We start from the raw sequence: 26,970 nt of genomic DNA on the forward strand, positions 1-26,970 counted from the left end.
TTAAATAAGAGTAGACGTGTTTATGAGGGAGATGAAGCAATGCTGACCAAAAGCTTTATTGAATTTTTGTATGATGCAGCGCATATACAGCGCTGGAATGAGCATATCCGCCCCAGCGGCTTTACAGAGCTTGATAAGCAGGCACATAAAATAATGATTATGTATGTGCTGGCCCGCCATGAGGAGGATGACCATGGTGCGCAGCTCAACTGGCGTCTGCTTATAGAGGGCGGCATTTTTGAGTTTTTGCAGCGCAACGTGCTGACTGATATTAAGCCGCAGATTTTCCATGAAATGATGCGTGTTTATGGCAAGGAGCTTAATGCCTGGGTTTATCAGGAGCTGCGTAGAAGAATTCCTGATATTCAGGAAGATTTTATGGAAAAAATGCAGCTCTATTTTGAGGACCCGCAATACTGCGCTATGGAAAAAAAGATTTTGCGCGCTGCCCATTATTTGGCAACCAAATGGGAATTTGAGCTGATTTATCACTTTAATGAGGGTATTTACGGCAGTGAGGATACCAAGGCTGTTATAGAAAACGAGCTGGAGGATCATTACGATTTGGCGGCAGTAAAGAAGCTGGCGCTGAAGGGCAAGAGCAGCAAGTTTATCGATCTTGTCGGCCAGCTGCGTTTCCAAAAGCGATGGGCGCAATCGCCGCGTGTTCCCGAAACCTCTGTTATGGGGCATGAGCTGCTGGTAGCGATTATGGGTTATTTTTGCGCAGTTAAGCTGGGAGCCTGTGATGAGCGTATCGTAGGTGATTTTCTCTGCGGTCTTTTCCACGATTTGCCGGAGGTGCTGACGCGCGATATTATTTCACCGGTCAAACGCAGTGTACCTGGCCTTGATGAGCTGATTAAGCGCATGGAAGAGCGTATGGTAGCTGAAAAGATTCTGCCGCTCTTGCCTTATACCTGGCATGAGGATATTCTGTATTATACGCAAAATGAATTTTCCAATCGTGTCCGCATTGACGGCAAAGTAGTGCAGACGAGCATTGAAGAAATCGGCAGCAAGTACAACAAGCCGGGCTTCCATGCAATTGACGGCAGTGTGCTCAAAGGCTGCGATAATCTTTCGGCCTTTGTAGAGGTGTGGCTGTCGCGTCGCTATGGCATAACCTCCAAGCATATGGAGGAGGGCGAGCGGGCTATTCGCAAGCAGTACAAGAATAAAATTATTGGTGGAATTGATTTTGGCAGAGTATATGACGAGTTCCCTATAATAGACTAAAGTAAAAACGCCGGCGGCTTCGCTGGCGTTTTTACTGTAAACAAAGCAGTTTTGTAAGTAAAAAAGCTTTAAAACATTAAAAAATTACATAAAATTTTGTAGACAGTGAATAGTGTACACGATATAATAAGAGTACGGATATGGGGTTATATCCTTTTGGAAAGCAAGGAGGCTTGATTATGAATATTTTTGAAATGGCCCAAATTCCACTGAATAAAGCGATTGAGACAATGAAGCTTGATGCAGGCGCAGCAGCTATTATTGCGGTTCCCGAACGTACTTTGGAAGTTTCTATTCCTGTAAAAATGGATGATGGTACTACAAAAGTATTTACCGGCTACCGTAGCCAGCATAGTACAATCCTTGGCCCCGCAAAGGGCGGCGTACGCTATCATCAGAATGTAAGCATGGATGAGGTAAAGACACTTGCCTTTTGGATGACCTGTAAATGTGCCGTGGCAGGCCTGCCGTATGGTGGCGGCAAGGGCGGTATTATTGTAGATCCGTCTAAGCTTTCGAAAGCAGAGCTTGAGCGTCTGACACGCGGTTATATAGATAAAATTGCACCGATTATCGGTGAAAAACGTGATATCCCGGCACCTGATATGAATACTAATGCTCAGATTATGGGATGGATGATGGATGAATACAGCAAGCTGGCCGGTCAATATGAGCCTGGCTTTATTACAGGCAAGGCAATCAGCGTAGGCGGCTCATTGGGACGTACTGCTGCTACCGGACGCGGTGTTGTTGTTGCGGCACTGGAAGCACTGAAGCTGAAAGGAATTCAGCCGCATGAGGCAACCGCTGCTGTGCAGGGCTTCGGCAATGTAGGCAGCTGGACTGCCAAGCTGTTTTGTGATGCAGGCGTAAAGGTTATTGCCTTGAGTGATGTTTACGGCGCTATCTTTAAAGAAGATGGTTTTGATTGCTATGATGTAGATGCCTATGTCAAGAAAACCGGCAGCGTAATAGGCTATCCGGGAAGTAAAGCAATTAGCAATGCCGAGCTGCTGGCAATGGAGGTCACCGTGCTGGCACCCTGCGCTATTGAACTGCAGCTGACTATGGAGAATGCGGCGGCTGTACAGGCAAGCATTATCTGCGAGGGTGCAAACGGACCGACTACGCCGGAGGCTGACGATATTCTGGAGGCTAAGGGCGTGATGGTTATTCCTGATATTCTGGCCAATGGCGGCGGTGTAACCGTAAGCTATTTTGAATGGGTACAGAATCTGTACCGTTACTTCTGGCCGGAGGAAGAGGTTATTGAAAAGCAGAACGCATTGATGCGCAAGGCCTTTAAGGCTGTTTATGAAAAGGCAAAGCAGTATAATGTAACGCTGCGTGTTGCCGCTTACATGGTTGCTCTGGGCAGCCTGGAAGAAGCAATGAAAATCAGAGGCATGATATAACTGCTGAATTTCGTTTAAGAATATAAAATGATAAAAACTCCTGCCTAGGCATTGTGCTTTGGCAGGAGTTTTTGCATTGTGGCTGCATTGTCGGTTCATTGTAAAGTGAGCATACAAAAAACTGCATCACCGGAAAGTGATGCAGTTCAGAGTGAGCTTTTTTGAGTATTTACCAGCTGCGGGACGAACCGCCGCCACCGCCGCTGCCGCCGCCGAAGCCTCGGCCGCCTCCGCCGCCGCGACCACCGCCGCGGAAAATCAGCAGCAATAATATGCGCGTGAAAAAGCCGCCCAGTAAAAGATTATCCACAATAAGAAAACCGATTACGCCCAAAGCAAACAGTAAATCATCTAAGATGGAACCTGTATTTTTTTGCGGTTGGGGAGCGGGAGCCTGATATTTCGCCCCGCTCAGCTCCGTATTATAGCCTTGGGCAATTTTGGCTGCGGCAGCCTTGTAGCCCTGCAAAATACCCTTGCTGTAATTACCGTCCTTGAAGTAAGGAATCATATACTGGTCCTGGATGCGTCCTGTAAGACCGTCAGGCAATGAGCCTTCCAGGCCGTAGCCTACTTCAATGCGCGAGCGTCTGTCCTTGACGGCGACGACAATGAGCGCACCGTTATTCTGCTCCTTGCTGCCAATGCCCCATTGGCGCAGAACCTCCAGAGCGTAATCCTCAATAGGCTCGCCGTCAAGAGTGTTGATTGTCAGTACTGCCAGCTGTGCTGTTGTTTTGTTGTCAAGCTCAGCGCCCAAGCTGAGCATTTGCTGTTTATCCTCTTCAGATATGACACCGGCGTTGTCCTGTACGTAAATGCCGCTGCCGGCCGCCGGTCGTGGCGGCATGGCAGGCGCGGCGCCGGCGTAAGCGGCAAAGAAGGTCTGCAGGATAAGCAGCAGGCAGATTATAAAACGTTTCATTATTATCCCTCCGTCAGCAGCTTGCAGCTAGCGGGATTATCTGCTTAAAATTTAACCTGCGGTACCTTTTGGGCAGCTGCATCTGCCTTGAAGTAATCCTTGGCGGTAAAGCCGAAGGCACCGGCGTATAAAGAGGTAGGCAGAGATTTGATTTTTGCGTTGTAGGACTGTACCGCATCATTATAGTCCTTACGTGCTACGGCGATACGGTTTTCGGTACCTGCAAGCTCATCCTGCAGTTGCTGGAAGTTAGTGTTGGCCTTTAAATCTGGGTAATTTTCGGCAACAACCAGCAGACGGCTCAGAGCACTGTTCATTTCATTGTTGGCTGCAGTTGTTTCTGCTACGGTTTTGGCACCGCCCAGCTTAGCGCGAGCGTCGGATACAGCCTTGAATACCTCTGTTTCGTGTGCTGCATAGCCTTTGACGGTATTTACCAGATTAGGGATTAAATCGTTACGGCGCTGCAGCTGGTTTTCCACCTGCGACCATTTGCTGGTAACATTTTCATTCATACTTACAAGACCGTTATAGCTGCTGAAGAACATAGCTGCCGCAATGACAATAGCAGCGATAACGCCTAAAAGACCTTTTCCCATTTTTACAGCTCCTTTCGTATTTAACGGATATCAGACAGACTTGCAAGGTCTGCTTGATTTAATTGTAGAAGAAAGCTTTCGTGCTGTCAATTTACAAAAAGTCAAAAAGGCAAAGAATTTGCGAAACTATTGTGAAATATGCCGCTTTTTTCTGCAATTAAAGAATCATAGAAAATTATTTATAAAACAGAGATGCTTTTTGTTTTCAAACAATGAGAATAAGAAGGAGAAAAGTTTGGATGCAACTTAATTGCCTTAAAATATTAATTATTATTATTGCATAATGCCTTAAAGAGGTGTATTATATAATTAGGTAAGTTGGTTTAAGCATTCGTTAAAAGGACAATTAAAGTGCGAATAGAGCGCCGGTTCCGGGAGAGGGGGTAGCTTTTCAGGAAATGGTTCTGAAAGAATGCTGTGTTATATTATATAGGGTGCGGTTATGTAGAAGGTCATTTCACAAGCAGTTGGATGTAGCTGGCATCACTATATCAGCAAATAGTTAGGGGATGAGCTAATATGGCAAAGCAAGTGGATTATAAGGCTGTGGGTCTACGTATCAAAACATTGCGTTTGAAAAATAATATTTATCAGACTGAGCTGGCTAAAAATATAGGTGTATCGCAAACCCATATGAGTAATATCGAAAGCGGACGTGCAGGCCTGACTTTGGAAAATCTGGTTAAGATGACGAATATTTTTAATTGTGGTATTGATGATATAGTATTCGGTGAAGAAAAAGCCAAGAAAGAAACCCAGACAACCTCTCTGGAGAATTTCACTATGCAGGATATCGTGCAGGCTTTGCAGATGCTGAAGACTATTAAGGGTTAATCAATTTAATGTTAAAGATTGCCGTGACTGAGTATGGTTGCGGTAGTCTTTTTTTATATGCTTTTTTTTGCCATAGATTTTTCACTTGCCTAAAGTCGAAAAGTCAAATATAATATATTCAAATATATAATCAAGGTGAGTAACTATGAAAAATTTAGCGGATGCAATTGAAAGCTTTATTATAGGTGAATTGCTGCGTGAGCATGAGGATACTGTGCTTGTGCAGCGCAATGAGCTGGCTGAGCGTTTGTCCTGCGCTCCTTCGCAGATAAGCTATGTGCTCAGTACGCGGTTTACGCCGGAGCGTGGCTTTATGGTGGAGTCAAGGCGCGGCAGCGGCGGTTTTGTACGCATTGTACGTATGCAGCCTGCGGCAGAAACACCCAAGCCGCCTACAGCCTTGCAGCTGGTGCAGCATTTGCTGCAGCAGAAGATGATTACAGCAAGAGAAGGCGCTTTACTGCAGTATATGCTGCAGATTATCGACGCCGATGAGGATAAGAAGAAGGAAATATTGCAGCAGGCTGTAGGCTTGCTGCACAGCACCGGACGGAGGTGAAGAAATGCTTTGTGAAAATTGTCATAAAAAACAGGCTATCATGCACATGGTATGCCTGGTAGGTGATAAGCAGATTGATAAGTGGCTTTGCGGTGACTGCGCTAAGGATTACCTGCCTATGGGTATGGGCGATATGCCTCTGACACCGGAGGGAGCCAAACGCTTTTTGGATGAAATGCTGAAGGGCGCAGGACGCAAGCCCAAGAAAAGGGTTACCCGCGAGGGCTTCAGCGAGGCTGCGGCCAAGGTGCTGGAGCTGGCTACCACCAAGGCCTTGGACTGTGGCAGCGAGCATATAGGTACGGAGCATATTTTGTGGGGCCTTTTGACGATACAGGATTGTACCGGCAAAAAGCTGCTGCACAAATTGCATAATAATCTCGATGAGATGAAAACAGAGCTGAAGAGCTGGCTGGACAAGGGCAGTAAGCAGTCCAAGCTGCCGCAGTACAGCCAACGCGCGCAGCGTGTAATGGAGCGTGCGGCAGAGAACGCGCAGGAGCTGGAGCAGGAATATGTCGGCAGTGAGCAGCTGCTTGTAGGTCTGTTGGCTGCAGGCGACGGCATTGCCTATCAGGTACTGCAGAAGTTTAAGATTACGCTGGCTGCTGTCAAGGAGCTGGTGCAGGCACTTGATGATCAGCGCAAGGCTGTGCCGGGCAGAAATCAGCAGCGTCGTCAGGCAGAAGAAAAACAGGCTGATGTTCTGGAGGTACTTTCAGGCTACGGACGTAATCTGAACCTGGAGGCCAGCCGCGGTAAAATTGATCCTGTTATCGGCCGTGATAAGGAGGTTGAACGCCTTATCCAGATTTTGTGCCGCAGAACAAAAAATAACCCGGTAATTATCGGCGAGGCCGGTGTGGGTAAAACCGCTATTGCCGAAGGCCTGGCGCAAAAGATTATCAAGGGTGACGTGCCTGAGTTTCTGCAACGGAAAATTATTTTTTCGCTGGAGCTGGGAATGCTGGTGGCAGGTGCAAAATATCGCGGTGAATTTGAAGACCGCATGAAGGAAATACTAAAGCTGGTGCGTGACGATAAGCGGATTATTCTCTTTATCGACGAGCTGCATACCATTATCGGTGCAGGCAGTGCCGAGGGCAGTATAGATGCTGCCAATATTATCAAACCGGCGCTGGCGCGTGGAGAGCTGCAGGTTATCGGCGCAACAACTGTTGATGAATACCGCAAGCATATCGAAAAGGATGCGGCGCTGGAAAGACGCTTCCAACCAGTGCTTGTTGATGTACCGAGTGCGGAAATCAGCGAAGCGATGCTGTTGGGACTGCGCAAGCGTTATGAGGAATTCCACAAGCTGCAGATTCAGCCGGAGGCTGTCAAGGCTGCGGTGGAGCTGAGTGACCGCTACATTACGGACAGAAATCTGCCTGATAAGGCTATTGACCTGATGGACGAGGCCTGTGCTCGTCTGCGTATCAAGCTGTATAAAAAATCTGCGCCCGCAAGAGAGCTGCAGGAGCAGCTGGAATATCTGCAGATGGAAAAGGAAGATGCTGTAGAGCAGCAGGATTACGAAAAGGCAGCGGAGCTGCGTGATAACGAGGCCGAGCTGCAGACGCAGCTGGCGGCAGCCTTGGATGAGGTGGCCATGAAGCAGCCTGTAACTGCGGAGGATGTGGCTGAGGTTGTTGCTTCCTGGACCGGTATTCCGCTGACACGTTTGACCGAAACAGAAAGCAGCCGTCTGCTGCAGCTGGAGCAGCGTCTGCACAAGCGTGTTATCGGTCAGGATGAGGCTGTGAGCTCAGTAAGCAGAGCTGTTCGCCGTGCCCGCGCAGGCTTTAAGGACAAAAACAGACCTGTCGGTTCCTTCCTGTTCCTCGGTCCTACCGGTGTAGGCAAAACTGAGCTGGCGAAGGCATTGGCACAGGAGCTGTTTGGCGATGAACGTGCTATGCTGCGCTTCGATATGTCGGAATACATGGAAAAGCACACCACAGCACGCCTGATTGGCGCACCTCCGGGCTATGTAGGCTATGACGAGGGCGGACAGCTGACGGATGCGGTACGCCGTAAGCCTTACTGTGTAGTGCTTTTGGATGAAATCGAAAAGGCACATCCGGATGTGTTTAATCTGCTGCTGCAGATTATGGAGGATGGCCGTCTGACCGACGGTCAGGGACGCACGGTAGACTTCCGTAATGCCGTGCTGATTATGACAAGCAACGCCGGCGCACAGCAGCTGGCTAACACCAGACCGCTGGGCTTTGCCGGCAACGAGGCAGGCGAGCGCAAGAACCGCAAGGAGCAGGTGCTTGCTGAAATCAAGAACGTGTTCCGTCCGGAATTTTTGAACCGTGTAGACGAAATCCTTGTCTTTAATTCCTTGGGCAGACAGGAGCTGGAGCTGATTGCCGACAATATGCTGCGTGAGCTGAACCAGCGTCTGACAGGCAACGGTCTCAGCATCGAGCTGACTGCTCCGGCACGAGAGCTGCTGCTGAAGGAAGGCAGTGACAGCAAGTATGGTGCGCGTCCGCTGCGCCGCGCTTTGCGCAAGCTGGTGGAGGATCCATTGAGTGATTTGTTCCTGGCAGGAAAATTCCACAGCGGTGACAAGATTATTGCCGAGGCTGCAGATAAAAAAATGGATTTTCATATGGCGATTGAGGGAGCACAGTTTTTGCTGGAGCTGCCGGTGACAGATGAACAGACTGCTGCTGTAAGCAGCGGAAAGGAACCGCAGCATGGCCAGAACTAAGAGCAGATTTGTCTGCCAGGAATGCGGTTATGTTGCTTCCTCGTGGCTGGGACGCTGCCCGGAATGCGGCGGCTGGAACACGCTGGTGGAGGAGGCAGAGGTAACTGCCAAGGCAAGTAAAAGCTATTTGCCGGCTAATAATGAAAAACTGCGGCCGCGTACTATCGCCAGTGTTGCTCAAACGAAGGTAGAACGTCTGGCAACAGGCATCCGTGAATTTGACCGTGTGCTGGGCGGCGGTGTCGTTCAAGGCAGTCTTGTGCTGCTGGGAGGCACGCCGGGCATCGGCAAATCTACGATTTTGCTGGACGCAGGCCTGCGCTTCGGGCAGCAGGGAATCAAAGTGCTGTATGTCAGCGGCGAGGAATCGGAGGAGCAGACTGCAATGCGTGCTGTCCGCTTGGGCGGAGCGCAGGCCAATGATAACCTGTTGATTCTTACGGCAACGGATCTGGATGCTATTTTAGCACAGGCGAATGCCCTAAAGCCGCAGCTTCTGATTATCGACAGTATTCAGACTATGTATAACCCGGAACTGCAGACTGCTGCCGGCAGTGTGGGGCAGGTGCGTGAGTGTACGGCTAAGCTGCTGCAGTTTGCCAAAAGTACGGGCATTGCGGTGCTGCTGATTGGTCACGTTACCAAAGACGGCACTATCGCCGGACCGCGACTATTGGAGCATATGGTGGACGTGGTGCTGCAGTTTGAGGGTGACCGTTCCTATTCCTTCCGTGTTCTGCGTGCATTAAAAAACCGCTTCGGCAGTACGAGCGAAAGCGGCATTTTCTCTATGGAGGCAGGCGGTCTGCAGGAGGTAGCAAATCCTGCAGGTCTGTTTTTGGAGGACAGAGATGGTGAGGCTGCAGGCAGCGTTATCGGTGCCTGCATGGAAGGAAACAGGCCGATTATGGCAGAAATCCAGGCGCTGGTAGCTAAAACCCCCTACGGCATGCCAAGACGTACGGCAGTAGGCTTTGATTATAACAGGGTGAATATGCTGCTGGCGATTCTGGAAAAACGTTTTGGCTTGGACTTTGGCATTTATGATGCTTATGTCAACGTAGTTGGTGGCATGAAGGTTAATGAGCCGGCGGCAGATTTGGCGGTGGCGGCAGCGCTTGTTTCCAGCTATCGCAACAGGCCTCTGCCTAAGGGTATCCTCGTCTTTGGCGAGGTTGGTCTTACAGGCGAGGTGCGCCGCGTCAGCGCGCCCGAGCGCAGGATTATGGATGGCATTAATCTGGGCTTCAGCAAATTCATTGTACCGGACAGCAAGCTGCAGCTGCCATCTGTCAAGGCACAGATTGTGCGTGTCAAAACATTGGAGCAGGCGATTGCGGCTATGTTCGGTTAAAGATAACATTTATAGATTAGTCAGGTATAAAAAGCGCAGGCTGGTGGACAGCCTGCGCTTTCTTGTCTATACAGTGGCAAATCCTCATATACCGGCTGATGCTTATAATGCAAAAAAATCCCGGTACACTTCCCTCAAAATGTACCGGTAAAGCAATTGGTATAAGGAACAACGTCCCAGCAAATGTCTTAAGGTTATTATGGTTATATTATAAATTGTGCGACAATTTGTGGGCGTTGCCATAGCAACGTTTTAACAGTTTGCAAGCGCTTTCTTTATTTACAAAACATCTCAGAAAAGAATAATTTTGTAAGTTTTGTAAGTGAAGCCGGATATCGCATAAAAGCGCAGTTTTAGGGACTTTTTCGCAGTTTTGAAAATCAGGAAAAATGTTGCGTGAGCAACAAAATTACTAAACGTTTACTTTAGTTACATAATATTTACATATGTATTTTAATTTGGGATAATAAGGATGTGGAATAACTAATATGAAATAGAAGGCTGGTGATAATATGGCAGTAAAAATGTTTGCACCGAATTATCATGATATACCGTTGTTTAAAGGCTTGGGCAGAGAAGAGATTAACGAGGTTCTGCATAAGTTTCATGGAATGATTAAGCATTTTCCTAAATCCGACTATATTTATCTGGCAGGTGACTGCATCGAAAATTTATGCGTTGTCATGGAAGGTACTGTTCAGATGATCAAAGAGGATATCTGGGGTGAAAAATCAATTATTGCCAATTTGAGCGCAGGTGACGTTTTTGCGGAAAACTACCTGGGTAAGCTGAGTGACCACAGTGTGGTAAGCTATTTTGCGGCAAGTGACAGCGAGATTCTGATGCTTCCTTTGGGAAGAATGCTGTTTGACGGCAGCAATCACAATGAAACCAACAGACGTCTGATGTGCAATATCGTTTCGATTCTGGCAGATAATAACACGCGCCTGATTGAGAAAACGGAAATCCTTTGCAAAAAAACCTTGCGCGGAAAGATTATGGCTTATTTGGAGCAGGAAGCTAAGTATAATGGCAGTGATAAGTTTACTATTCCTTTTAACCGTACCGATTTGGCTAATTATCTGGATGCCGACCGCAGTGCTTTGACCAGGGAGCTGGCGCGCATGTGTGCTGACGGACTTATCAGCTTTGAGAAGAATACATTTGAGATTCTGGAGCATTCTCATACGGAATAATAATTATATATTTATTAAGAAAGGCACCGTGAAGGTGTCTTTTTTATTGTCCTGAACAGTTGCTGAAATTAGTACCTGAACAGCTGAAAAACAGCGCTTAAGTAATTAAAATAAGATACGTAAGTTTATAAACAAAAATACAATAGAAATTATAGAATTTAGAAACTAAAATATGAAAAAGATTATGTAAAATATAATAAATTCGTTGCTTAGGCTACAGCGGAAAGATGGGAGAAAATGCTATCATAAAATCAACGGAAGAGCATACAAGATTTCATTGCTGTATGACTTTCGGAAAAAGATTAAAAGGAGGTATTGCTTATGTCCCCCGCAATCAAATGTTTAATCCTGTTAGCGGTAATTGCTTTGTTCTTTGTAACTGAAATTATACCATTGGCAATTACTGCAATCGGCGGCGCTGTTGCCTGCGGCTTGATGGGTCTGATTCCGGCCAAGCAGGTTTTCAGCGGTCTCTCTAATTCTACTGTAGTACTGTTTGCCGGCATGTTCGTGGTTGGCGCGGCAATGTTCTACACCGGTCTAGCTCAGGCTATCGGTGAAAAGGTAGTGCATATTTTCGGAACCGGTGAAAACAGCCTGATGCTTGGCTTAATGCTTGCAGGAACTATTCTTTCTTCTGTTCTTTCCAACACAGGTACCTGCGCTTGTCTGATGCCTGTGGCACTTGGTATTTGTGCTGCTTCCAAAAACCCTGCATCCCGTCAGCTGCTGCCGATGGCATATGCTTGCGGTTGGGGCGGCATTATCACTCTGGTAGGTACACCGCCTAATATTATTGGCAGCGGCGCGCTGACAGCTGCCGGTCTGCCGGGCTTCAGCTTCTTTGAATTTGCCTGGATTGGTATTCCTCTATCTGTAGCAGGTATTCTCTATATGCTGCTGATTGGTAAGTATCTGCTGCCGAAGGCAGAGCTTGATGCGGACCAGGAAATCGAACAGGAAATTGAAGCTACTACCCATGATAAGAAAAAGCAGGTTATTTCCGGCGTTATCCTGTTGGCCTGCGTAACCGTAATGGCTTTGAATTTGAAATTTATCAGCTTGGAAATGACTGCTATTATCGGCGCTTTGGTATGCGTACTTACCGGCTGCTTAACCGAAAAACAGGCTTATTCCTCTATCGACTGGGTAACTATCTTCCTGTTCGCGGGTATGATGCCTGTGTCCACTGCAATGGATAAAACCGGCGCAGGCAAGCTGATTGCTAACTGGGCAGTAGGACTGATGGGCGGCGAACCTACACCGCTTATTGTAACGATAGTACTGTTTTCCATCTCCTGCTTCCTGACACAGTTCATGTCCAACACCGCTTCTGCTGCGTTGCTGTGCCCGATTGGTATAGCGATTGCTAAACAGCTGAATGCAGATCCCAAGGCTGTGGTAATGGCGATTGCTGTTGCTGCATCCTGCGCATTCGCAACTCCCGTTGGCACTCCGCCTTGTACTCTGGTGCTCGGTCCCGGCGGCTACAAATTTATGGACTATGTGAAATGCGGAACCGGTCTGGTGCTGGTATGCTTTGTTGTAAGCTTGATTGTTATTCCGATGGTATGGCCGTTCTTCCCTTAATGCTCTCATATTAGACGACACCCTGAATCAAACACTGGCAGAAAGGTCGCTGTTGCTGTAAAAGCGCAGCGGCCTTCTGCTGTTATGCAGGCGGGGAAATATGATAAGAATGAAAGTGTTGACAGCTTATAATATGTTATATTTTTTAGCACCTGGACGGATGAAATCTGTACTGTAGATACTAAAAACAACTTTAAAAAATTAAATAAATATAATGTAAATAAAATCATTTAAAATATTCTGAAAAACGGTTTAAAATGTTGCTTAAGTCACACATAAGTTGATATTTTTAGGATAATATTAAGACAACGGGAATGTAGAAATAAACTGTGATAAGTTATATTTATACATTACGTAAAAATTTATAAAAGGAGGAAACTGTTATGTCCCCTGCTATTAAGTGTTTGATTCTGTTAGCTGTGGTTGCATTATTTTTCATTACCGAACTTATTCCATTAGCAATCACTGCTACTGCCGGTGCTATCGCCTGCGGTCTGTTGGGGTTATTGCCTGCTAAGCAAGTTTTTAGCGGCTTATCCAATTCTACCGTAGTATTGTTTGCCGGCATGTTTGTCGTAGGTGCAGCGATGTTTTACACCGGTTTGGCACAGTCCATAGGTAACAAAGTTGTACACCTGTGCGGAACCGGTGAAAACAGCCTGATGTTTGGTCTGATGATTGTCGGCACTGCACTGTCTTCCGTGCTCTCAAACACCGGTACTGCGGCCTGCTTGCTGCCTGTAGCATTAGGCATCTGCTCCGCAGCGAAGATTCCTGCTTCCCGTCAGTTAATGCCTTTGGCATTTGCCTGCGGTTGGGGCGGTATCATCACCATGGTAGGTACTCCGCCTAACATCATTGCAACCGGTGCTCTGACTGCTGCCGGCCTGCCGAGCTTTGGCTTCTTCGAATTTGCCTGGATCGGTATTCCGGTATCCATTGCCGGCATGCTGTACATGATGTTTATCGGTAAACACCTGCTGCCGAAGGTTGAGCTTGATGCTGACCAGGATATTGAGCAGGAAATCGAAGCTACCAGCACTGACAGCAAAAAACAGATTATCTCCGGTGCTATCCTGATTGCCGTTGTTCTGGTAATGGCTCTCGATATCAAAGGCGTAACTCTGGAAATGGCTGCTATTATCGGCGCGCTGATTTGCGTACTGACCGGCTGCTTAACCGAAAAACAGGCTTATGCTTCCATTGACTGGGTAACCATCTTCCTGTTCGCAGGTATGATGCCTGTATCCACCGCTATGGATAAAACCGGCGCCGGCAAGCTCATTGCTGAATGGACTGTTGGTCTGATGGGCGGCGATCCGTCTCCGATGGTTGTAACTGCTGTACTGTTTGCACTCTCCTGCATCCTGACTCAGTTCATGTCCAACACCGCGTCCGCAGCTCTTCTGTGCCCGATTGGTGTAGCAATTGCTAAGCAGCTCAACGCTGACCCGAAGGCTGTTATCATGGCAATCGCTGTTGCAGCATCCTGCGCATTCGCAACTCCGGTAGGTACCCCTCCGAATACTCTGGTTCTTGGCCCCGGCGGCTACAAATTCATGGACTATGTTAAAGCAGGTACCGGTCTGGTTATCGTATGCTTCGTCGTATCCCTGATTGTAATTCCTATCGTATGGCCGTTCTTCCCGGGCAAGTGAGTTGAATGTAATATTTTGACAAATTAGTACTTACTTTACTTAAAAAACTAAAGAAAGTAGTAAAAATGCCGTGCGCTATTGCATGGCATTTTTGCTTTAATAAAAATGAGAGAGTTGGGTAAAATACAGTTGATAAAAGGGATTTTGAAATATATGCAGTTAATTCTAAAAGAAAGAAATAACGCCTAGGGATTTATGATAGCGTGGTCATATATGGAATATGAAGAGCTGGTGCTAAAAAATGTGTTGCTTGCGCAACAGAAGCGCAGAAAAAATGCTGTTATTATAAATTCAACAAAGCAAATAACAATACTTAATAAAGTAAAAAAGATTGCTTTGACATGTACTTTCACAAAGCTATAATTAAAGTTATATAATGTCCAGATGACATTGTATATAAAATTTTTTTACAAAGGAGGAACTTAAAATGTCCCCTGCAATTAAGTGTTTAATCCTCTTGGCAGTAGTTGCGTTATTCTTCGTAACCGAACTCATTCCTTTGGCAATTACTGCAACCGCTGGCGCTATTGCGTGCGGCCTGTTAGGCCTGATTCCTGCTAAACAAGTATTTAGCGGCTTGTCTAACTCCACCGTTGTCCTGTTCGCCGGCATGTTCGTTGTTGGTGCAGCAATGTTCTACACCGGTTTAGCTCAGGCTATCGGTAACAAAGTAGTTCATCTGTGCGGCACTGGTGAAAACAGCCTGATGTTTGGTCTGATGGTTGTTGGCACCGTACTTTCTTCCGTGCTTTCCAACACCGGTACTGCAGCTTGCCTGTTGCCTGTAGCATTAGGTATCTGTTCTGCAGCTAAGATTCCTGCTTCCCGTCAGTTAATGCCTTTGGCATTTGCCTGCGGTTGGGGCGGTATCATCACCATGGTTGGTACACCGCCTAACATCATTGCAACTGGTGCAATGACCGCTGCCGGTCTCCCTGCATTCGGCTTCTTCGAATTCGCATGGATCGGTATTCCTGTATCTATTGCCGGTATGCTGTACATGATGTTCATCGGCAAACATCTGCTCCCGAAGGTTGAGCTTGATGCTGATCAGGAGATCGAACAGGAAATCGAAGCTAACAGCACCGATTCCAAGAAAATGGTCATCTCCGGTATTATCCTGCTGGCAGTTGTTATCGTAATGGCACTGGGTATCAAAGGCGTAACCCTTGAGATGGCTGCTATCATCGGCGCTCTGGTTTGCGTACTGACCGGTTGCTTGACTGAAAAACAAGCTTATGCTTCTATCGACTGGGTAACCATCTTCCTGTTCGCAGGTATGATGCCTGTATCCACCGCTATGGATAAAACTGGCGCTGGCAAACTCATCGCTGAATGGACCGTTAGCCTGATGGGCGGCTCTCCTTCTCCGTTGGTTGTAACCGCAGTTCTGTTCATCCTGTCCTGCGGCCTGACTCAGTTCATGTCCAACACCGCATCCGCAGCTCTGCTGTGCCCGATCGGTATTGCAATCTCCAAACAATTAGGCGCTGACCCGAAGGCAGTTCTGATGGCTATCGCTGTTGCAGCATCCTGCGCATTCGCAACTCCGGTAGGTACTCCTCCGAACACCCTGGTACTTGGCCCTGGCGGATACAAATTCATGGACTATGTAAAAGCTGGTACCGGTCTGGTTCTGGTAGCTTTCGTAGTATCTCTGGTTGTTATTCCGATGGTTTGGCCGTTCTTCCCCGGCAAATAATTACAGTCTGACGAATAAAGCACCATGTGCTTCGTCACAAATGCAAATCAATCCCCGTCGCGAAAGTGACGGGGATTTTTGTTTGCCTAAAAAATTTAAGTTTCGATATATGGGGCTGATACACATAAAAAAGCACAGAGGTTTGCTGTTAAAAAATCAGCTTCTCTGCGCTTTGTTTTTTATTTCTTGATTTCTACGTCTACCTCGAATAAACGCTTCCAAGGGAAGGAGAGGGTGAATTTAGTGCCTCTTGTTATAGAATAGCTGTTGGCCATGCTTTGGCAGTCGGCAGTAATCTGCTGCAGGATGTTTTTTTCTTCTGTAGCAAGATCATATTTCAAATCCTCACGGTTATGCTTTTCTAGCTCGTTGGAAATGCTGCGGCGGGCATTGCTCTGGTAAAACCAATCGTCGATAAGGCGTTGGCGCAGCAATCTGCTGCGTGCTTCGCTGCTCATATCGCGTGCGATAAGCCCTTGGGCGATGGCATAGCCTACGGCGTTGTCAGCTGTATTCCAGCCATTGTAGGCTGCTAACGGCTGCAGGTTGATGCTGTTGGCCAGCAGGCTCATAAAGCCGTTGTCAGCACCGTTGGAATAGCTGATATCGGCCAGGGAAACATTGCGCCCGGAACGGAGCAGCTGCCCCAGGATTCCAACAAAATTTTTGTTGCCGGCAGATGCGAAGGGCTGATTGTCGTCTGCTGTGGAATCCTTGACGATACCGTCCTGCGGCGTATTGAGTGCCAAAATAAGGTCAGCGTTGTCCGCAGATTGTGCCTGTACTGCACCGGCAGCGATAATCTGCTGCGGTACGCTGTCCTGCAAGCGAGCATCGCTGTACTGGGGCAGGGTGGAGGCTCCGGCTCCTACGCTGTACAGGGGATAGACGGAAGGTTTGGTGCCGTTGGCCTCGTTGTAGGCACGGGCGATTAAAAGCAGTCCGAGCTGATCAACTCCGTCCAAAATCTGAAAGCAGTCCCTGCTCATATCAAAGGTGCTGAGGCTGATTTTGCGTCCTTCCATGTGCGTAGCGGAAAGAGTAGCATTGTCATCCTTGCCGATGGCAAAATAATGAAATTTGCCGTTGCGGGCCATGCGTGTAAGCTCCTGGTTAACAAGCAAATTTTTTTCACGTCGCTCCAACCAGTCGCCCAATTCAGCTTTTTTCATGTTGCGTTCCAGTGCCTGCATAGTCAGCTTTTCTGCAGGCGACAGCTTACCCTGGTCCTGTTTGTCAAGCAGCTGGCTGTAGGCAAAGATACTTGGGCCTATGGTGCTGTAGTATGGCGGTTCTACACGTCCTTTGCTGGCACGCGGTGTGCGCATAATCGTCGAAAAAGCATAAAGCTTTATCGGCAGGGTAGTTTTCAGCTTGTAAAGATGATTAACGCGCTTTTGCAGCTCCTCTTGGCTTACGTTGTGTGTGCGCGAGCCGACAAGGCCGCCGTAAACAAGGCTGTCTGTGCTGATAACTGCGGCATCGGCCTTGGGAGCCTTGTGCTCCAGCCAGTCCCAGATAGCTTCGGGATTACCGTTTTTTTCGTTAGTGGCAATATATTTTTCAGGCGGCAGAATAATTTTACAGTTTGCTGCCTCCATTGTCTGCTTTACATAGGCGGAGCAGACAGGTCTGTTGTCTAATGGTACATAGAGAATAGTCAGGCGTTTGGCCTGGACGGAAACCGGCATCAGTAAAGCAGCTGTGCATATGGCTGCTGCCAGCTTATGGCGCCGAAATGTGAATTTTGCCATGCGTACGCCTCCTTGATTATTAACAGTTCTGGATATATACGTTTTATAAAGGTTAATATACATGCACAAAGGACTCGTTATTTGGCATGTTTACAAGTAGAAGAATTTATTTTCTTATTATACTATGAAATAAAAGTTTTTTCCAGTGGAAGCTTGACAAGCATTGCCGGTGTGCTATAATAAACTGGTAAATGAAAATAGTAACAGTAATGCGAAGGAATTGCCGTCGTGGATGGTTCTACAGAAAATGCTGCCGTGGCTGAGAGCAGCAGGAAGGAAACGAAGGGCGCACCGCCTTCAAACTGACTGCGGAACGCGCAAGCAAGTATGCCAGTCCGTATTACCGGCGTTAACGGTACCGAGTGGGCATATGTTACTACATATGTCAATGAGGGTGGAACCGCGGATAACTCCGTCCCTTTGGTGTGGGACCGGGGTTTATTTTTTTGCCCGGACTGCACTGTTTACGATACATTATGTTAGGAGGAAACAAAAATGTCTGAGGAAAACAAATTTAGCTTTGAAAACAAGGAATACCGCCAAACCTATTGGCATACCTGCTCCCATGTGCTGGCGCAGGCTATGAAGAGACTTCATCCGGATGTTAAGCTGGCCATTGGTCCGAGCATTGACAACGGTTTCTATTATGATTTCGATACTCCGGCTCCGTTCACTCCGGAGGATCTTGCTGCACTGGAAGGCGAAATGCGTAAAATCTGCAAAGAAAAGCTGAAATTAGAGCGCTTTGAGCTGCCGCGTGCAGAGGCTGTAAAATTCATGGAAGAAAAAGAAGAACCTTATAAAGTTGAACTGATTAACGACCTGCCTGAGGATGCTGTTATCAGCTTCTACAAACAAGGCGACTTCACTGACCTTTGTGCAGGCCCGCATCTTGATTCCACCGGCCGTATTAAAGGCAACGCTATTAAACTGACCTCCGCTACCGGCGCTTACTGGCGTGGCGATTCTAACCGCAAGATGCTGCAACGTATCTATGGTATTGCTTTCCCGAAGAAGGAAGAGCTGGATGCATATCTGGAACAGCAGGCAGAGGCTTTGAAGCGTGACCATAACAAACTGGGCCGTGATCTGGAATACTTCACTACTGTTGATTATATCGGCCAAGGTCTGCCTATCCTGCTGCCGAAAGGTGCACGTGTAATCCAACTGCTGCAACGTTGGGTTGAGGATGTGGAACAAAAACGCGGCTATCTGCTGACCAAGACTCCACTGATGGCAAAACGCGACCTGTACCGCATTTCCGGTCACTGGGATCATTATCTTGACGGCATGTTCATCTTGGGCGACCCGCATGACGAAACTAAAGAATGCTTCGCTCTGCGTCCTATGACCTGCCCGTTCCAATATCAGGTTTTCCTGAACCGTCAGCGTTCCTATCGTGAGCTGCCGATGCGCTTGGGCGAAACCTCTACTCTGTTCCGTAACGAGGACAGCGGCGAAATGCACGGTCTGATTCGTGTGCGTCAGTTCACTATTTCCGAAGGGCATCTGATTCTTCGTCCTGACCAACTGGAAGAAGAATTTAAGGGTTGCCTGGATCTGGCTAAATACTGCCTGGAAACTGTCGGCATGCTGGATAAATGCACCTTCCGCTTCAGCCAATGGAATCCTGCAAACCCGAACAACAAATATGAAGGTACCGCTGAGCAATGGGATCATGCACAGGCTGCTATGAAGAAAATCCTTGATGACCTTGGTGTTAACTATGAGGTTGGCTTTGACGAGGCTGCTTTCTACGGTCCGAAGCTGGATATTCAGTTCCACAATGTATTCGGCAAAGAAGATACCATCGTTACTATTCAGATTGATATGCTGCTGGCAGAAAAATTTGGTATGTACTACGTTGATGAGAATGGCGAGAAGAAGCTGCCGTATATCATTCACCGTACTTCCCTGGGCTGCTACGAGCGTACTCTGGCATACCTCATCGAAACCTATGCAGGCGCACTGCCGACCTGGATGGCTCCGGAGCAGGTTCGTTTCCTGCCGGTAACCGATCGTGCTGTTGACTACTGCTATGAGCTGGCTCATAAGCTGGAGGCTAACGGCTATCGTGCAACTGTTGATGCACGCAATGAAAAAATCGGCAAGAAGATCCGTGAAGGTCAGCTGGAAAAAATCCCGTACATGCTGGTTGTCGGCGATCGCGATATGGAAAACAATACCGTTTCTCCGCGTAACCGTACCGAAGGCGATATGGGCGCTATGAGCTTCGAAGCATTTGAAGCAATCCTGAAGGATGTAGTTGATTCTAAGGCTAAAAAATAATATTTTCGGCTTCTGCTGAGATAAAAGAGCGAAGGCTGTTCTGTTAAAAGAGCAGTCTTCGTTTTTTAATTCTCAGGGTATTTGGGACTTTAGCATTGTAAATCTTGTGAGATTGGTCTTGAACATTTAAACAAGCCTCCGATATACTATTATACGAAGTTATATCAGAGGCTTGTTTTATTTAAGCGTATATAGAGAAAATGCGCTTGTACTGTATTTTATTCTGTTTTGACACCCGTATCTGTCCATACCTGCAGTTCTACTTCAAATATTCTGGCCCAAGGGAGCTTGGTACCGACGCTGAGGTCGCGCAGATAATAGCTATGGCCGTTTTGTTGGTAGAAGGGTGTGCGTCCCAAATTATCGTGCAGCAGCTTATATGCCTGCAGGCTGAGCTTTCCCTGGATATATTGATCTGTTTTCGTTTTATCTTCGCTGGCCAGCTCTACGGGATTTATACCAAAGGCTTCCAATTTTTGTCGCAGTTTGGGATGCACCAGCTTTTGGTAATAATAATCTTCGAGGATACGTTCTGCCGTAAAGTTCAGGTTGGCAGCATAGAGTGCTGTCAGCCGCTCGGTGTCCGCGCCTGCTGTCTGCAGCTGACGCAGGCGGCCGCAGAAAAGCAGTCCCTGTGCCAAAGCTGTGCCTGACGAATTGCTGAAGGTGTTCCAGGCGGCGTAGGCGGCGAGCTTATTGATTTGCACATTATTTGCCAAAAGCTGCGGCAGCATCAGCTCTTCTGCTTCAAAGTTGGCGCTGCTGTCGATGAGTGCAACCTTATAGCCCTTGTCCAGCATTTGCTGCAGCTCTTGTGCCTGCTTGGCAGACGGACGGAAATCGTCGTTACCGCAGTTAACATAGCAGATGAGGTCTGCACTATCCGGCGTGCTTGCTTCTGAAGCTCCCATGAGCTTCAACTGGTTGCGCAGCGCTGCACCGACGCAGACAGCCATATAGGGCATATCCGCACCTTCTGCTTTGGGAGAAGTATAATGCAGGTAAACCTTGGGCTGCCAGCTGCTTTGCTGCAGATAGTAGCGCGTGAGCAGCAGGGAGGCTATTTCATCAGCACCGTAGGTGAGCTGTGCCTGCTGCTGCAGTTTTTGGGCAGCGATGCTGCTTTGAATCTTGACGGCACTGGCGTGCGGCAGTCCGATGGGTGAAGCATCGTCCTGTCCGAAGGTTATTTGTCTGTCGTCCGTGGCAAGCTGAAGCAGGCCCAGGTTAAAGCGGTCGCTCTGCTGATAACGGCTGCGATATTTGTCCAGAACCTTGGCGGGAATTTTAGCTTCTGTGCGGCGCAGCTCCTGCGTGAGGGCGAAGCTGCCGGTGATGCGCACCATGTCGGCAAGCTGGGAATAGCGCATCAGCTGATATTGATACCAACGGTCCGGCAAAAGCTGGTCGCTGACGAGCAGACGTGGAATAACGGAGAAGATTGCCTGTTGCTTCGCCGGAGAAAGCTGCTGCAGATGCTTTAGCAGCGCATCCTCCTCTGTCGGGGTGGCGGTGTTCATGCGGGCGGCCAGCAGACCGCCGTGCAGCAGATTATCGGCAGAAATGATGCTGTAATCGTATTTTGACTGGTTTATCTGCAGCCATTGTAAAAGTTTTTGTCTGTCAGACGGCGTCCGGTAGTTGTCAAGACAGGCTTTTGGCGGTAAAATTACATTTAGGCCTGCAAGTGCGCCCAGCTTTTGCACCATGGTGCTGCAGACGGGGCGGCTGTCCAGCGGCAGCAGCAAAATGCTTTGCGTTGGCGTCGGCTGCGGCAGCCTGAGCGGAGTGCTTGAAGGCAGCGCAAGGCGTAAGCAGATGCCTGATATCAGCAGTATGGAGCAAATCATGAAGATTATTTTGCTTGAATTGCGCATAAGGGTGTCCTTTGAAAGAAAATGTAGAGAATATTTAAGATTAATTTCCCCTTCCGTCAGCTCATTACATTCGCTGACACCTTCCCCGGTGGGGCAGGCGAGAAAGTGATTGCGATGCACTAGTCAACAAATTTTAGACACAAATCATAAAAAAATATACAACAAAAAATTATCTGTTAGTCAGATATCCGTTCGTAATGCAACTTGCGATATTGAGTTGGCGTCAGATAGTTTAACGAATAAGCTGGACGCTGTTCATTAAAGAAGTGAATATATTCTTTTACTTCATCTACAACAGGCCTTTCGCCTGTTACATGAAAATCGGTAAACATTTCTGCCTTTATCCAACCATTAATCGCTTCCATTGCTGCATTGTCGGTAGGTGTTCCGGCACGAGACATGGAATGAGTAATGCTATACATTGGCAACAAGTCGTTAAATGCCTTAGATGTGTAAACAGATCCTTGGTCTGAATGCAAGATCATTTCATATTCCGGATACTGCTTCTTTAAAGCAATTAAATCCTCCAGACCGCTAATATATGTCATACGGTCACCACGTTTGGAAGATAGAGAATGGCTTACAATTTCATTATTCCAAAGATCCATATACAATGTTAGCTCATAATAGATCCCTTTTACATAAAAAGCAGTCATATCGCTTACAATACATTGCAGTGGTCCGTCAATCTGTATTTCTGTCATAAGCAGATTAGGAAAAACACGGTATGAATCTCCTGGCTTTTTGTATTTATAATGCTTGGCTTGACTCTTAATGCCAGTGATTTTACAGCACTTATGTGCATATGCATCTGAAAGTACAAGACCAGTATCCAAACGAATCTTAGCGTTAAGCCAACGATACCCATGAGAAGGAAACTTAGCATGGTACTCTTTAAAAAGTAAAATATTGCTAAGCAGGCTCTTCATTCTTGTAGAAGGATGCGCAAGCTTCTTTTTCCAAGCATAGAAACTACTGCGCTGGATATTCATGGTTTCGCATATAAGTTTTACTGGAAATTCTCCGGAAAGCTCTAATACTACTTGGTATTCTTCTTGCCGTATAGAATTACTGTACCATCCCCTTTCACCGCATAGCCTTTTTTTAATCTGGCTTCTGCAATTCTTGCTTTAAGCAATTCACGAATTAATTCTTCCTTGGTCATGGATTGAAAGTCATCCGTATTTGCAGAAAGTGCTGGGGAATCGGGACGTATTATATTACATTTTTGTTGTTTACAATTTTTTGCAGGCAGGTTATTTGCATCTCTGTACATACGCATATAAGTGCGTGCTGTACCTTCGCAAATTTTATATAACTCTGCAGCTTGATAGCGAGTAATCTCACTGTCATATATTCGTCGACCAATGTCTAATTTTTCTTGTTTAGTGTATTTCATGGTAAACCTCCTGTTTAGACTGAAGTATTCCTTGTTCAGTGATATATATATTGGTGTATTCCATTATATATTATCTGTACAAAAAATACCCCCTCTGTGTCTAAAATAAGTTTACCACTTCATGCGAAAGCTGACTGCTTGCCTTCCCCTACGGGGAAGGTGCCGAACGAAGTGAGGCGAAAGGGGGCGAAATGCCATCTTACCCCAATTATAACACAGAGGAGCAGTATATGAGAATAATTACCGGCAAGGCCCGCGGCCTGCAGCTGACTGTACCGAAAACATACGATGTACGGCCGACTGCGGACAGGGTTAAGGAATCCGTTTTTAATATTATAGGCAGTAAGATTATCGGCGCTGAGGTGCTGGACCTTTTTGCGGGTACAGGTAACCTGGGGCTGGAAAGCTGGAGCCGTGGTGCTGCAGCTGTTACATTTATTGACGCGAGCAAGGAATCGCTGCGACTGGTGCGCAGCAATATTGTCAAGTGCCGTGCTGAGGCTGACTGCAGGGTGCTGCAGGGAAGCGCTCCGGCAGTTGCGGAAAGACTGGCGGCAGCAGGGGAGCTGTTTGACTTTGCTTTTTGCGACCCGCCGTACAATAAGGGCTGGATTGAGCAGATAATTGCGCTTCTGGGCAAAAAGTCGTTTTTGCGCCCGGGAGGCTATCTGGTTGTGGAGCGCAGCGCACATAACGCACTGCCGGAGCTGCCGGCAGGCTGCGAGCTGGTACGCAGCAGCCGTTACGGTGAGACAATAGTGGATTTTATTTGTTATAATATGTTACTCAAACTTCGCAGGTAAAAATCCCCTGCACCCCTTGAAAGTCCAGGCTTTGTAAACAGAAAAATAGCATGAGTCTTGCCAGTTTGGTATAATTATGTTGGCTCAAAAACATACCAAGCACCGGAGGCTCATGCTATGAAAAGTATATCACAAACCACCCAGCAGATGGAATCCATCTCGAAGAAAACTTCGGCGTTCTTCCGTCGTTATCATGTCGGCCAGATTCTGCGCGCGGCCAACGCTTGCAAGCTCAAAGGATTTTCCTCCATTCTCGTTTTCCTCGTGCTCGTAAGCATCATCTTCGAGAACCGCTCGCTCTATATGCAGCGCCGACTTCACGAGGATTCGCTGCCGTTCGGCAAGGACACGGCTTACCGCTTCTTGAACTCCTGCCACACGAACTGGCGCAAGTTCACGCTGCTTCTTGCGGCGCGGATCATCAACGAAACCATCAAGCCGCTGACGGATGCCGGCCGGCGTTGTGCCATCGTCGTCGACGATTCGCTCTTCAGCCGCTCGCGTTCCAAGCGCGTGGAACTCTTGGCGAACGTCTACGACCATGTGAGCCGCCGCTATACGAAGGGCTTCCGCCTGCTCGTCCTCGGCTGGACGGACGGGAACACGTTCCTGCCACTCACGTTCTGCCTTCTTTCAACCTCGAAGGAAAAGAACCGGCTCAATGAGGCCAGCGCATCCGTCGATGCAAGAAGCAACGGCGGAAAGCAGCGCAAGCTCGCGCAGATGGAAGCGCCAGCCGTCGTCCTCAATTTGTTGCAGGAGGTCAAGGCGACAGGAATCCCCGCGCAGTACGTCCTCTTCGACACATGGTTCTGCTCGCCGTCGTCGCTGAAAGCCATCCATGACCTCGGCTATGACGTCACCGCTATGGCAAAGAAGAGCAAGAAGGTGCGCTACCCCTGCGAAGGGAAGATCTCGAACGTCAAGGCCATCTACAAGGAACACAAGAAACGCCGCGGACGCTCGCGTTACCTCCTGTCCGTCGATGCTGTCGCGACGAAACAGGGAGAATCCCTCGTGCCTGTGCGATTGGTCTTCGTGCGGAACCGCAACAAGCGGAAGGATTATCTCGTCCTCGTCACGACAGACCTCTCGCTTTCGGAGGAAGAAGTCATCCAGCTCTACGGGAAGCGCTGGGGCATCGAGGTGTTCTTCAAAGCGTGCAAGTCCTACCTGCGGCTCGGCAAGGATTGTCGTTCCGTCTCCTACGATGCGATGACGGCGCATGTCGCCGTCGTCTGCACACGATATATGCTCCTGGCTGTCGAGGAACGTGAGAACACGGATGGGCGAAGCCTCGGCGAGCTCTTCTATCTGGGGCTTGATGAGCTTCCGGACTTGAAGTACATGGAAGCGCTTCGCCTCGTGTTGCAGGAGTTTGCGGAGCAGCTTCGGGCAGAATATCCGTCAGAAGTCTTGCTGGTCGAATCGCTCTTGGAACGATTCCTGAACGATCTGCCCGCTCTTTGGATGAGTCGTCTGCGTGCACAGAAGTGTGCGTGAATGGCTTTCGACATTCAGTTCAAGCTGATTTATCAAGGCATACGGGATGTTTTCCGTGTGCGAAGTTTGAGTAATTAAGATGTGAAACAAAACATACTAAAGCGGAGGTTCATGCTATGCAAATTATACCACAAACCACCCATCAGATGGAATCCATTTCGAAGAAAACTTCGCTGTTCTTCCACCAATATCGCATCGGCCAGATTTTGCGGTCTGCCAACGCATGCAAACTCAAGGGCTTTTCCGCTATTCTGGTGTTCCTTGTGCTCGTCAGCATCATCTTCGAGAACCGCTCGCTTTACATGCAACGCCGGCTTCACGAGGAATCCCTGCCGTTTGGCAAGGACACGGCCTACCGCTTCTTGAACTCCTGTCACACGAACTGGCGCAGGTTCACGCTGCTCCTTGCGGCGCGGATCATCAACGAAACCATCAAACCGTTGACAGACGCCGGACGTCGTTGCGCTATCATCGTCGACGATTCGCTCTTCAGCCGCTCGCGCTCCAAGCGCGTGGAACTCTTGGCGAACGTCTACGACCATGTGAGCCACCGTTATACGAAGGGCTTCCGCCTGCTCGTCCTTGGCTGGACGGATGGGAACACCTTCCTGCCGCTCACGTTCTGCCTCCTTTCGACATCGAAGGGAAAGAATCGTCTCAACGAGGCCGACGCGTCCGTCGATGCCAGGAGCAACGGCGGAAAGCAGCGCAAGCTCGCGCAGATGGAAGCGCCAGCCGTCGTCCTCAATTTGTTGCAGGAGGTCAAGGCGACAGGAATCCCCGCGCAGTACGTCCTCTTCGACACATGGTTCTGCTCGCCGTCGTCGCTGAAAGCCATCCATGACCTCGGCTATGACGTCACCGCTATGGCAAAGAAGAGCAAGAAGGTGCGCTACCTCTGCGAAGGGAAGATCTCGAACGTCAAGGCCATCTACAAGGAACACAAGAAACGCCGCGGACGCTCGCGTTACCTCCTGTCCGTCGATGCTGTCGCGACGAAACAGGGAGAATCCCTCGTGCCTGTGCGATTGGTCTTCGTGCGGAACCGCAACAAGCGGAAGGATTATCTCGTCCTCGTCACGACAGACCTCTCGCTTTCGGAGGAAGAAGTCATCCAGCTCTACGGGAAGCGCTGGGGCATCGAGGTGTTCTTCAAAGCGTGCAAGTCCTACCTGCGGCTCGGCAAGGATTGTCGTTCCGTCTCCTACGATGCGATGACGGCGCATGTCGCCGTCGTCTGCACACGATATATGCTCCTGGCTGTCGAGGAACGTGAGAACACGGATGGGCGAAGCCTCGGCGAGCTCTTCTATCTGGGGCTTGATGAGCTTCCGGACTTGAAGTACATGGAAGCGCTTCGCCTCGTGTTGCAGGAGTTTGCGGAGCAGCTTCGGGCAGAATATCCGTCAGAAGTCTTGCTGGTCGAATCGCTCTTGGAACGATTCCTGAACGATCTGCCCGCTCTTTGGATGAGTCGTCTGCGTGCACAGAAGTGTGCGTGAATGGCTTTCGACATTCAGTTCAAGCTGATTTATCAAGGCATACGGGA

The 26,970-nt window shown here is 48.3% G+C and carries 20 protein-coding genes; 14 read left to right on the forward strand and 6 right to left on the reverse strand.

All coding sequences use genetic code 11. From position 1 onward, the window contains the following. The first annotated feature begins 39 nt into the window (after window positions 1-39). The gene (locus tag M5E81_RS02855) at window positions 40-1,239 is read left to right on the forward strand and encodes an HD domain-containing protein (protein WP_009145550.1); all 1,200 of its coding nucleotides are present in this window, start codon (window positions 40-42) and stop codon (window positions 1,237-1,239) included. A 179-nt stretch (window positions 1,240-1,418) separates the two neighbouring features. Next, a complete protein-coding gene (locus M5E81_RS02860) occupies window positions 1,419-2,654 on the forward strand; it encodes a Glu/Leu/Phe/Val family dehydrogenase (protein ID WP_040565096.1) in 1,236 nt (411 codons plus the stop codon). A 169-nt stretch (window positions 2,655-2,823) separates the two neighbouring features. Here the strand turns inward: M5E81_RS02860 and M5E81_RS02865 are convergent, their stop codons facing one another. Continuing rightward, complete coding sequence (locus tag M5E81_RS02865; RefSeq protein ID WP_249747831.1) at window positions 2,824-3,579, reverse strand: TPM domain-containing protein; 756 nt, start codon at window positions 3,577-3,579, stop codon at window positions 2,824-2,826. 44 nt (window positions 3,580-3,623) lie between these two features. After that, window positions 3,624-4,178 carry a LemA family protein gene (locus M5E81_RS02870; RefSeq protein ID WP_249747832.1) on the reverse strand — a complete coding sequence of 185 codons (555 nt, stop codon included), beginning with the start codon at window positions 4,176-4,178 and terminating at the stop codon, window positions 3,624-3,626. A gap of 519 nt (window positions 4,179-4,697) precedes the next feature. On the opposite strand from M5E81_RS02870, the gene M5E81_RS02875 reads away from it, so the two are divergent. The 8 genes from M5E81_RS02875 to M5E81_RS02910 all read left to right on the forward strand — a co-directional run bounded on the left by M5E81_RS02875 (window position 4,698) and on the right by M5E81_RS02910 (window position 15,796). Next, on the forward strand, window positions 4,698-5,012 hold the full coding sequence (locus M5E81_RS02875; RefSeq protein ID WP_009145545.1) for a helix-turn-helix domain-containing protein: 315 nt from the start codon (window positions 4,698-4,700) through the stop codon (window positions 5,010-5,012). Between the two features lie 145 nt (window positions 5,013-5,157). Continuing rightward, a complete protein-coding gene (locus M5E81_RS02880) occupies window positions 5,158-5,571 on the forward strand; it encodes a CtsR family transcriptional regulator (protein ID WP_009145544.1) in 414 nt (137 codons plus the stop codon). Between the two features lie 4 nt (window positions 5,572-5,575). Beyond that, window positions 5,576-8,296: an ATP-dependent Clp protease ATP-binding subunit gene (locus tag M5E81_RS02885; protein WP_009145543.1), complete on the forward strand. Its 2,721-nt coding sequence runs from the start codon at window positions 5,576-5,578 to the stop codon at window positions 8,294-8,296. Continuing rightward, on the forward strand, window positions 8,283-9,650 hold the full coding sequence (gene radA / locus M5E81_RS02890; protein ID WP_009145542.1) for a DNA repair protein RadA: 1,368 nt from the start codon (window positions 8,283-8,285) through the stop codon (window positions 9,648-9,650). The genes M5E81_RS02885 and radA overlap by 14 nt, the downstream gene beginning before the upstream one ends. A gap of 512 nt (window positions 9,651-10,162) precedes the next feature. Continuing rightward, the gene (locus tag M5E81_RS02895; RefSeq protein ID WP_249747833.1) at window positions 10,163-10,846 is read left to right on the forward strand and encodes a Crp/Fnr family transcriptional regulator; all 684 of its coding nucleotides are present in this window, start codon (window positions 10,163-10,165) and stop codon (window positions 10,844-10,846) included. A 321-nt stretch (window positions 10,847-11,167) separates the two neighbouring features. Next, window positions 11,168-12,436: an SLC13 family permease gene (locus M5E81_RS02900; RefSeq protein ID WP_249747834.1), complete on the forward strand. Its 1,269-nt coding sequence runs from the start codon at window positions 11,168-11,170 to the stop codon at window positions 12,434-12,436. A gap of 383 nt (window positions 12,437-12,819) precedes the next feature. Beyond that, window positions 12,820-14,094 carry an SLC13 family permease gene (locus M5E81_RS02905; protein ID WP_009146354.1) on the forward strand — a complete coding sequence of 425 codons (1,275 nt, stop codon included), beginning with the start codon at window positions 12,820-12,822 and terminating at the stop codon, window positions 14,092-14,094. 427 nt (window positions 14,095-14,521) lie between these two features. Beyond that, complete coding sequence (locus tag M5E81_RS02910; RefSeq protein WP_249747835.1) at window positions 14,522-15,796, forward strand: SLC13 family permease; 1,275 nt, start codon at window positions 14,522-14,524, stop codon at window positions 15,794-15,796. 179 nt (window positions 15,797-15,975) lie between these two features. On the opposite strand, the gene M5E81_RS02915 is transcribed toward M5E81_RS02910, so the two are convergent. After that, on the reverse strand, window positions 15,976-17,550 hold the full coding sequence (locus tag M5E81_RS02915) for a DUF4127 family protein (RefSeq protein WP_040565446.1): 1,575 nt from the start codon (window positions 17,548-17,550) through the stop codon (window positions 15,976-15,978). A 495-nt stretch (window positions 17,551-18,045) separates the two neighbouring features. Here M5E81_RS02915 and thrS point away from each other — a divergent pair, with 495 nt between their 5' ends. After that, window positions 18,046-19,839: a threonine--tRNA ligase gene (thrS, locus tag M5E81_RS02920; protein WP_009146358.1), complete on the forward strand. Its 1,794-nt coding sequence runs from the start codon at window positions 18,046-18,048 to the stop codon at window positions 19,837-19,839. Window positions 19,840-20,057: 218 nt separating this feature from the next. On the opposite strand, the gene M5E81_RS02925 is transcribed toward thrS, so the two are convergent. From M5E81_RS02925 to M5E81_RS02935, 3 genes are all read right to left on the reverse strand, one after another. Next, window positions 20,058-21,716 carry a DUF4127 family protein gene (locus M5E81_RS02925; protein WP_249747836.1) on the reverse strand — a complete coding sequence of 553 codons (1,659 nt, stop codon included), beginning with the start codon at window positions 21,714-21,716 and terminating at the stop codon, window positions 20,058-20,060. Between the two features lie 176 nt (window positions 21,717-21,892). Beyond that, window positions 21,893-22,780, reverse strand: a complete 888-nt coding sequence (locus M5E81_RS02930) for an IS3 family transposase (RefSeq protein ID WP_040565032.1) — start codon at window positions 22,778-22,780, stop codon at window positions 21,893-21,895. Further along, window positions 22,756-23,115: a hypothetical protein gene (locus tag M5E81_RS02935; protein WP_009145279.1), complete on the reverse strand. Its 360-nt coding sequence runs from the start codon at window positions 23,113-23,115 to the stop codon at window positions 22,756-22,758. The genes M5E81_RS02930 and M5E81_RS02935 overlap by 25 nt, the downstream gene beginning before the upstream one ends. Window positions 23,116-23,345: 230 nt before the next feature. Between M5E81_RS02935 and rsmD the strand changes: the two genes are divergently transcribed. The 3 genes from rsmD to M5E81_RS02950 all read left to right on the forward strand — a co-directional run bounded on the left by rsmD (window position 23,346) and on the right by M5E81_RS02950 (window position 26,923). After that, window positions 23,346-23,918 carry a 16S rRNA (guanine(966)-N(2))-methyltransferase RsmD gene (rsmD, locus tag M5E81_RS02940; protein ID WP_249747837.1) on the forward strand — a complete coding sequence of 191 codons (573 nt, stop codon included), beginning with the start codon at window positions 23,346-23,348 and terminating at the stop codon, window positions 23,916-23,918. Window positions 23,919-24,035: 117 nt separating this feature from the next. Continuing rightward, on the forward strand, window positions 24,036-25,421 hold the full coding sequence (locus M5E81_RS02945) for an IS4 family transposase (protein ID WP_249747014.1): 1,386 nt from the start codon (window positions 24,036-24,038) through the stop codon (window positions 25,419-25,421). A 116-nt stretch (window positions 25,422-25,537) separates the two neighbouring features. Further along, window positions 25,538-26,923 carry an IS4 family transposase gene (locus M5E81_RS02950; protein WP_249747153.1) on the forward strand — a complete coding sequence of 462 codons (1,386 nt, stop codon included), beginning with the start codon at window positions 25,538-25,540 and terminating at the stop codon, window positions 26,921-26,923. Window positions 26,924-26,970 lie beyond the last annotated feature (47 nt).

Origin of the sequence: Phascolarctobacterium succinatutens (assembly GCF_023497905.1) — a bacterium.
GTDB classification, from domain to species: Bacteria; Bacillota; Negativicutes; order Acidaminococcales; family Acidaminococcaceae; genus Phascolarctobacterium_A; species Phascolarctobacterium_A succinatutens.

What these genes read in the sequence shown, in the direction of transcription:
- M5E81_RS02950 (WP_249747153.1), top strand. Translation starts at nt 25,538, where the DNA reads ATGCAAATTATACCACAAACCACCCATCAGATGGAATCCATTTCGAAG.
- M5E81_RS02935 (WP_009145279.1), bottom strand. Translation starts at nt 23,115, where the DNA reads ATGAAATACACTAAACAAGAAAAATTAGACATTGGTCGACGAATATAT.
- M5E81_RS02860 (WP_040565096.1), top strand. Translation starts at nt 1,419, where the DNA reads ATGAATATTTTTGAAATGGCCCAAATTCCACTGAATAAAGCGATTGAG.
- M5E81_RS02875 (WP_009145545.1), top strand. Translation starts at nt 4,698, where the DNA reads ATGGCAAAGCAAGTGGATTATAAGGCTGTGGGTCTACGTATCAAAACA.
- M5E81_RS02945 (WP_249747014.1), top strand. Translation starts at nt 24,036, where the DNA reads ATGAAAAGTATATCACAAACCACCCAGCAGATGGAATCCATCTCGAAG.
- M5E81_RS02925 (WP_249747836.1), bottom strand. Translation starts at nt 21,716, where the DNA reads ATGCGCAATTCAAGCAAAATAATCTTCATGATTTGCTCCATACTGCTG.
- M5E81_RS02885 (WP_009145543.1), top strand. Translation starts at nt 5,576, where the DNA reads ATGCTTTGTGAAAATTGTCATAAAAAACAGGCTATCATGCACATGGTA.
- M5E81_RS02910 (WP_249747835.1), top strand. Translation starts at nt 14,522, where the DNA reads ATGTCCCCTGCAATTAAGTGTTTAATCCTCTTGGCAGTAGTTGCGTTA.
- M5E81_RS02870 (WP_249747832.1), bottom strand. Translation starts at nt 4,178, where the DNA reads ATGGGAAAAGGTCTTTTAGGCGTTATCGCTGCTATTGTCATTGCGGCA.
- M5E81_RS02865 (WP_249747831.1), bottom strand. Translation starts at nt 3,579, where the DNA reads ATGAAACGTTTTATAATCTGCCTGCTGCTTATCCTGCAGACCTTCTTT.
- M5E81_RS02900 (WP_249747834.1), top strand. Translation starts at nt 11,168, where the DNA reads ATGTCCCCCGCAATCAAATGTTTAATCCTGTTAGCGGTAATTGCTTTG.
- M5E81_RS02905 (WP_009146354.1), top strand. Translation starts at nt 12,820, where the DNA reads ATGTCCCCTGCTATTAAGTGTTTGATTCTGTTAGCTGTGGTTGCATTA.
- M5E81_RS02895 (WP_249747833.1), top strand. Translation starts at nt 10,163, where the DNA reads ATGGCAGTAAAAATGTTTGCACCGAATTATCATGATATACCGTTGTTT.
- thrS (WP_009146358.1), top strand. Translation starts at nt 18,046, where the DNA reads ATGTCTGAGGAAAACAAATTTAGCTTTGAAAACAAGGAATACCGCCAA.
- M5E81_RS02880 (WP_009145544.1), top strand. Translation starts at nt 5,158, where the DNA reads ATGAAAAATTTAGCGGATGCAATTGAAAGCTTTATTATAGGTGAATTG.
- M5E81_RS02855 (WP_009145550.1), top strand. Translation starts at nt 40, where the DNA reads ATGCTGACCAAAAGCTTTATTGAATTTTTGTATGATGCAGCGCATATA.
- M5E81_RS02915 (WP_040565446.1), bottom strand. Translation starts at nt 17,550, where the DNA reads ATGGCAAAATTCACATTTCGGCGCCATAAGCTGGCAGCAGCCATATGC.
- radA (WP_009145542.1), top strand. Translation starts at nt 8,283, where the DNA reads ATGGCCAGAACTAAGAGCAGATTTGTCTGCCAGGAATGCGGTTATGTT.
- rsmD (WP_249747837.1), top strand. Translation starts at nt 23,346, where the DNA reads ATGAGAATAATTACCGGCAAGGCCCGCGGCCTGCAGCTGACTGTACCG.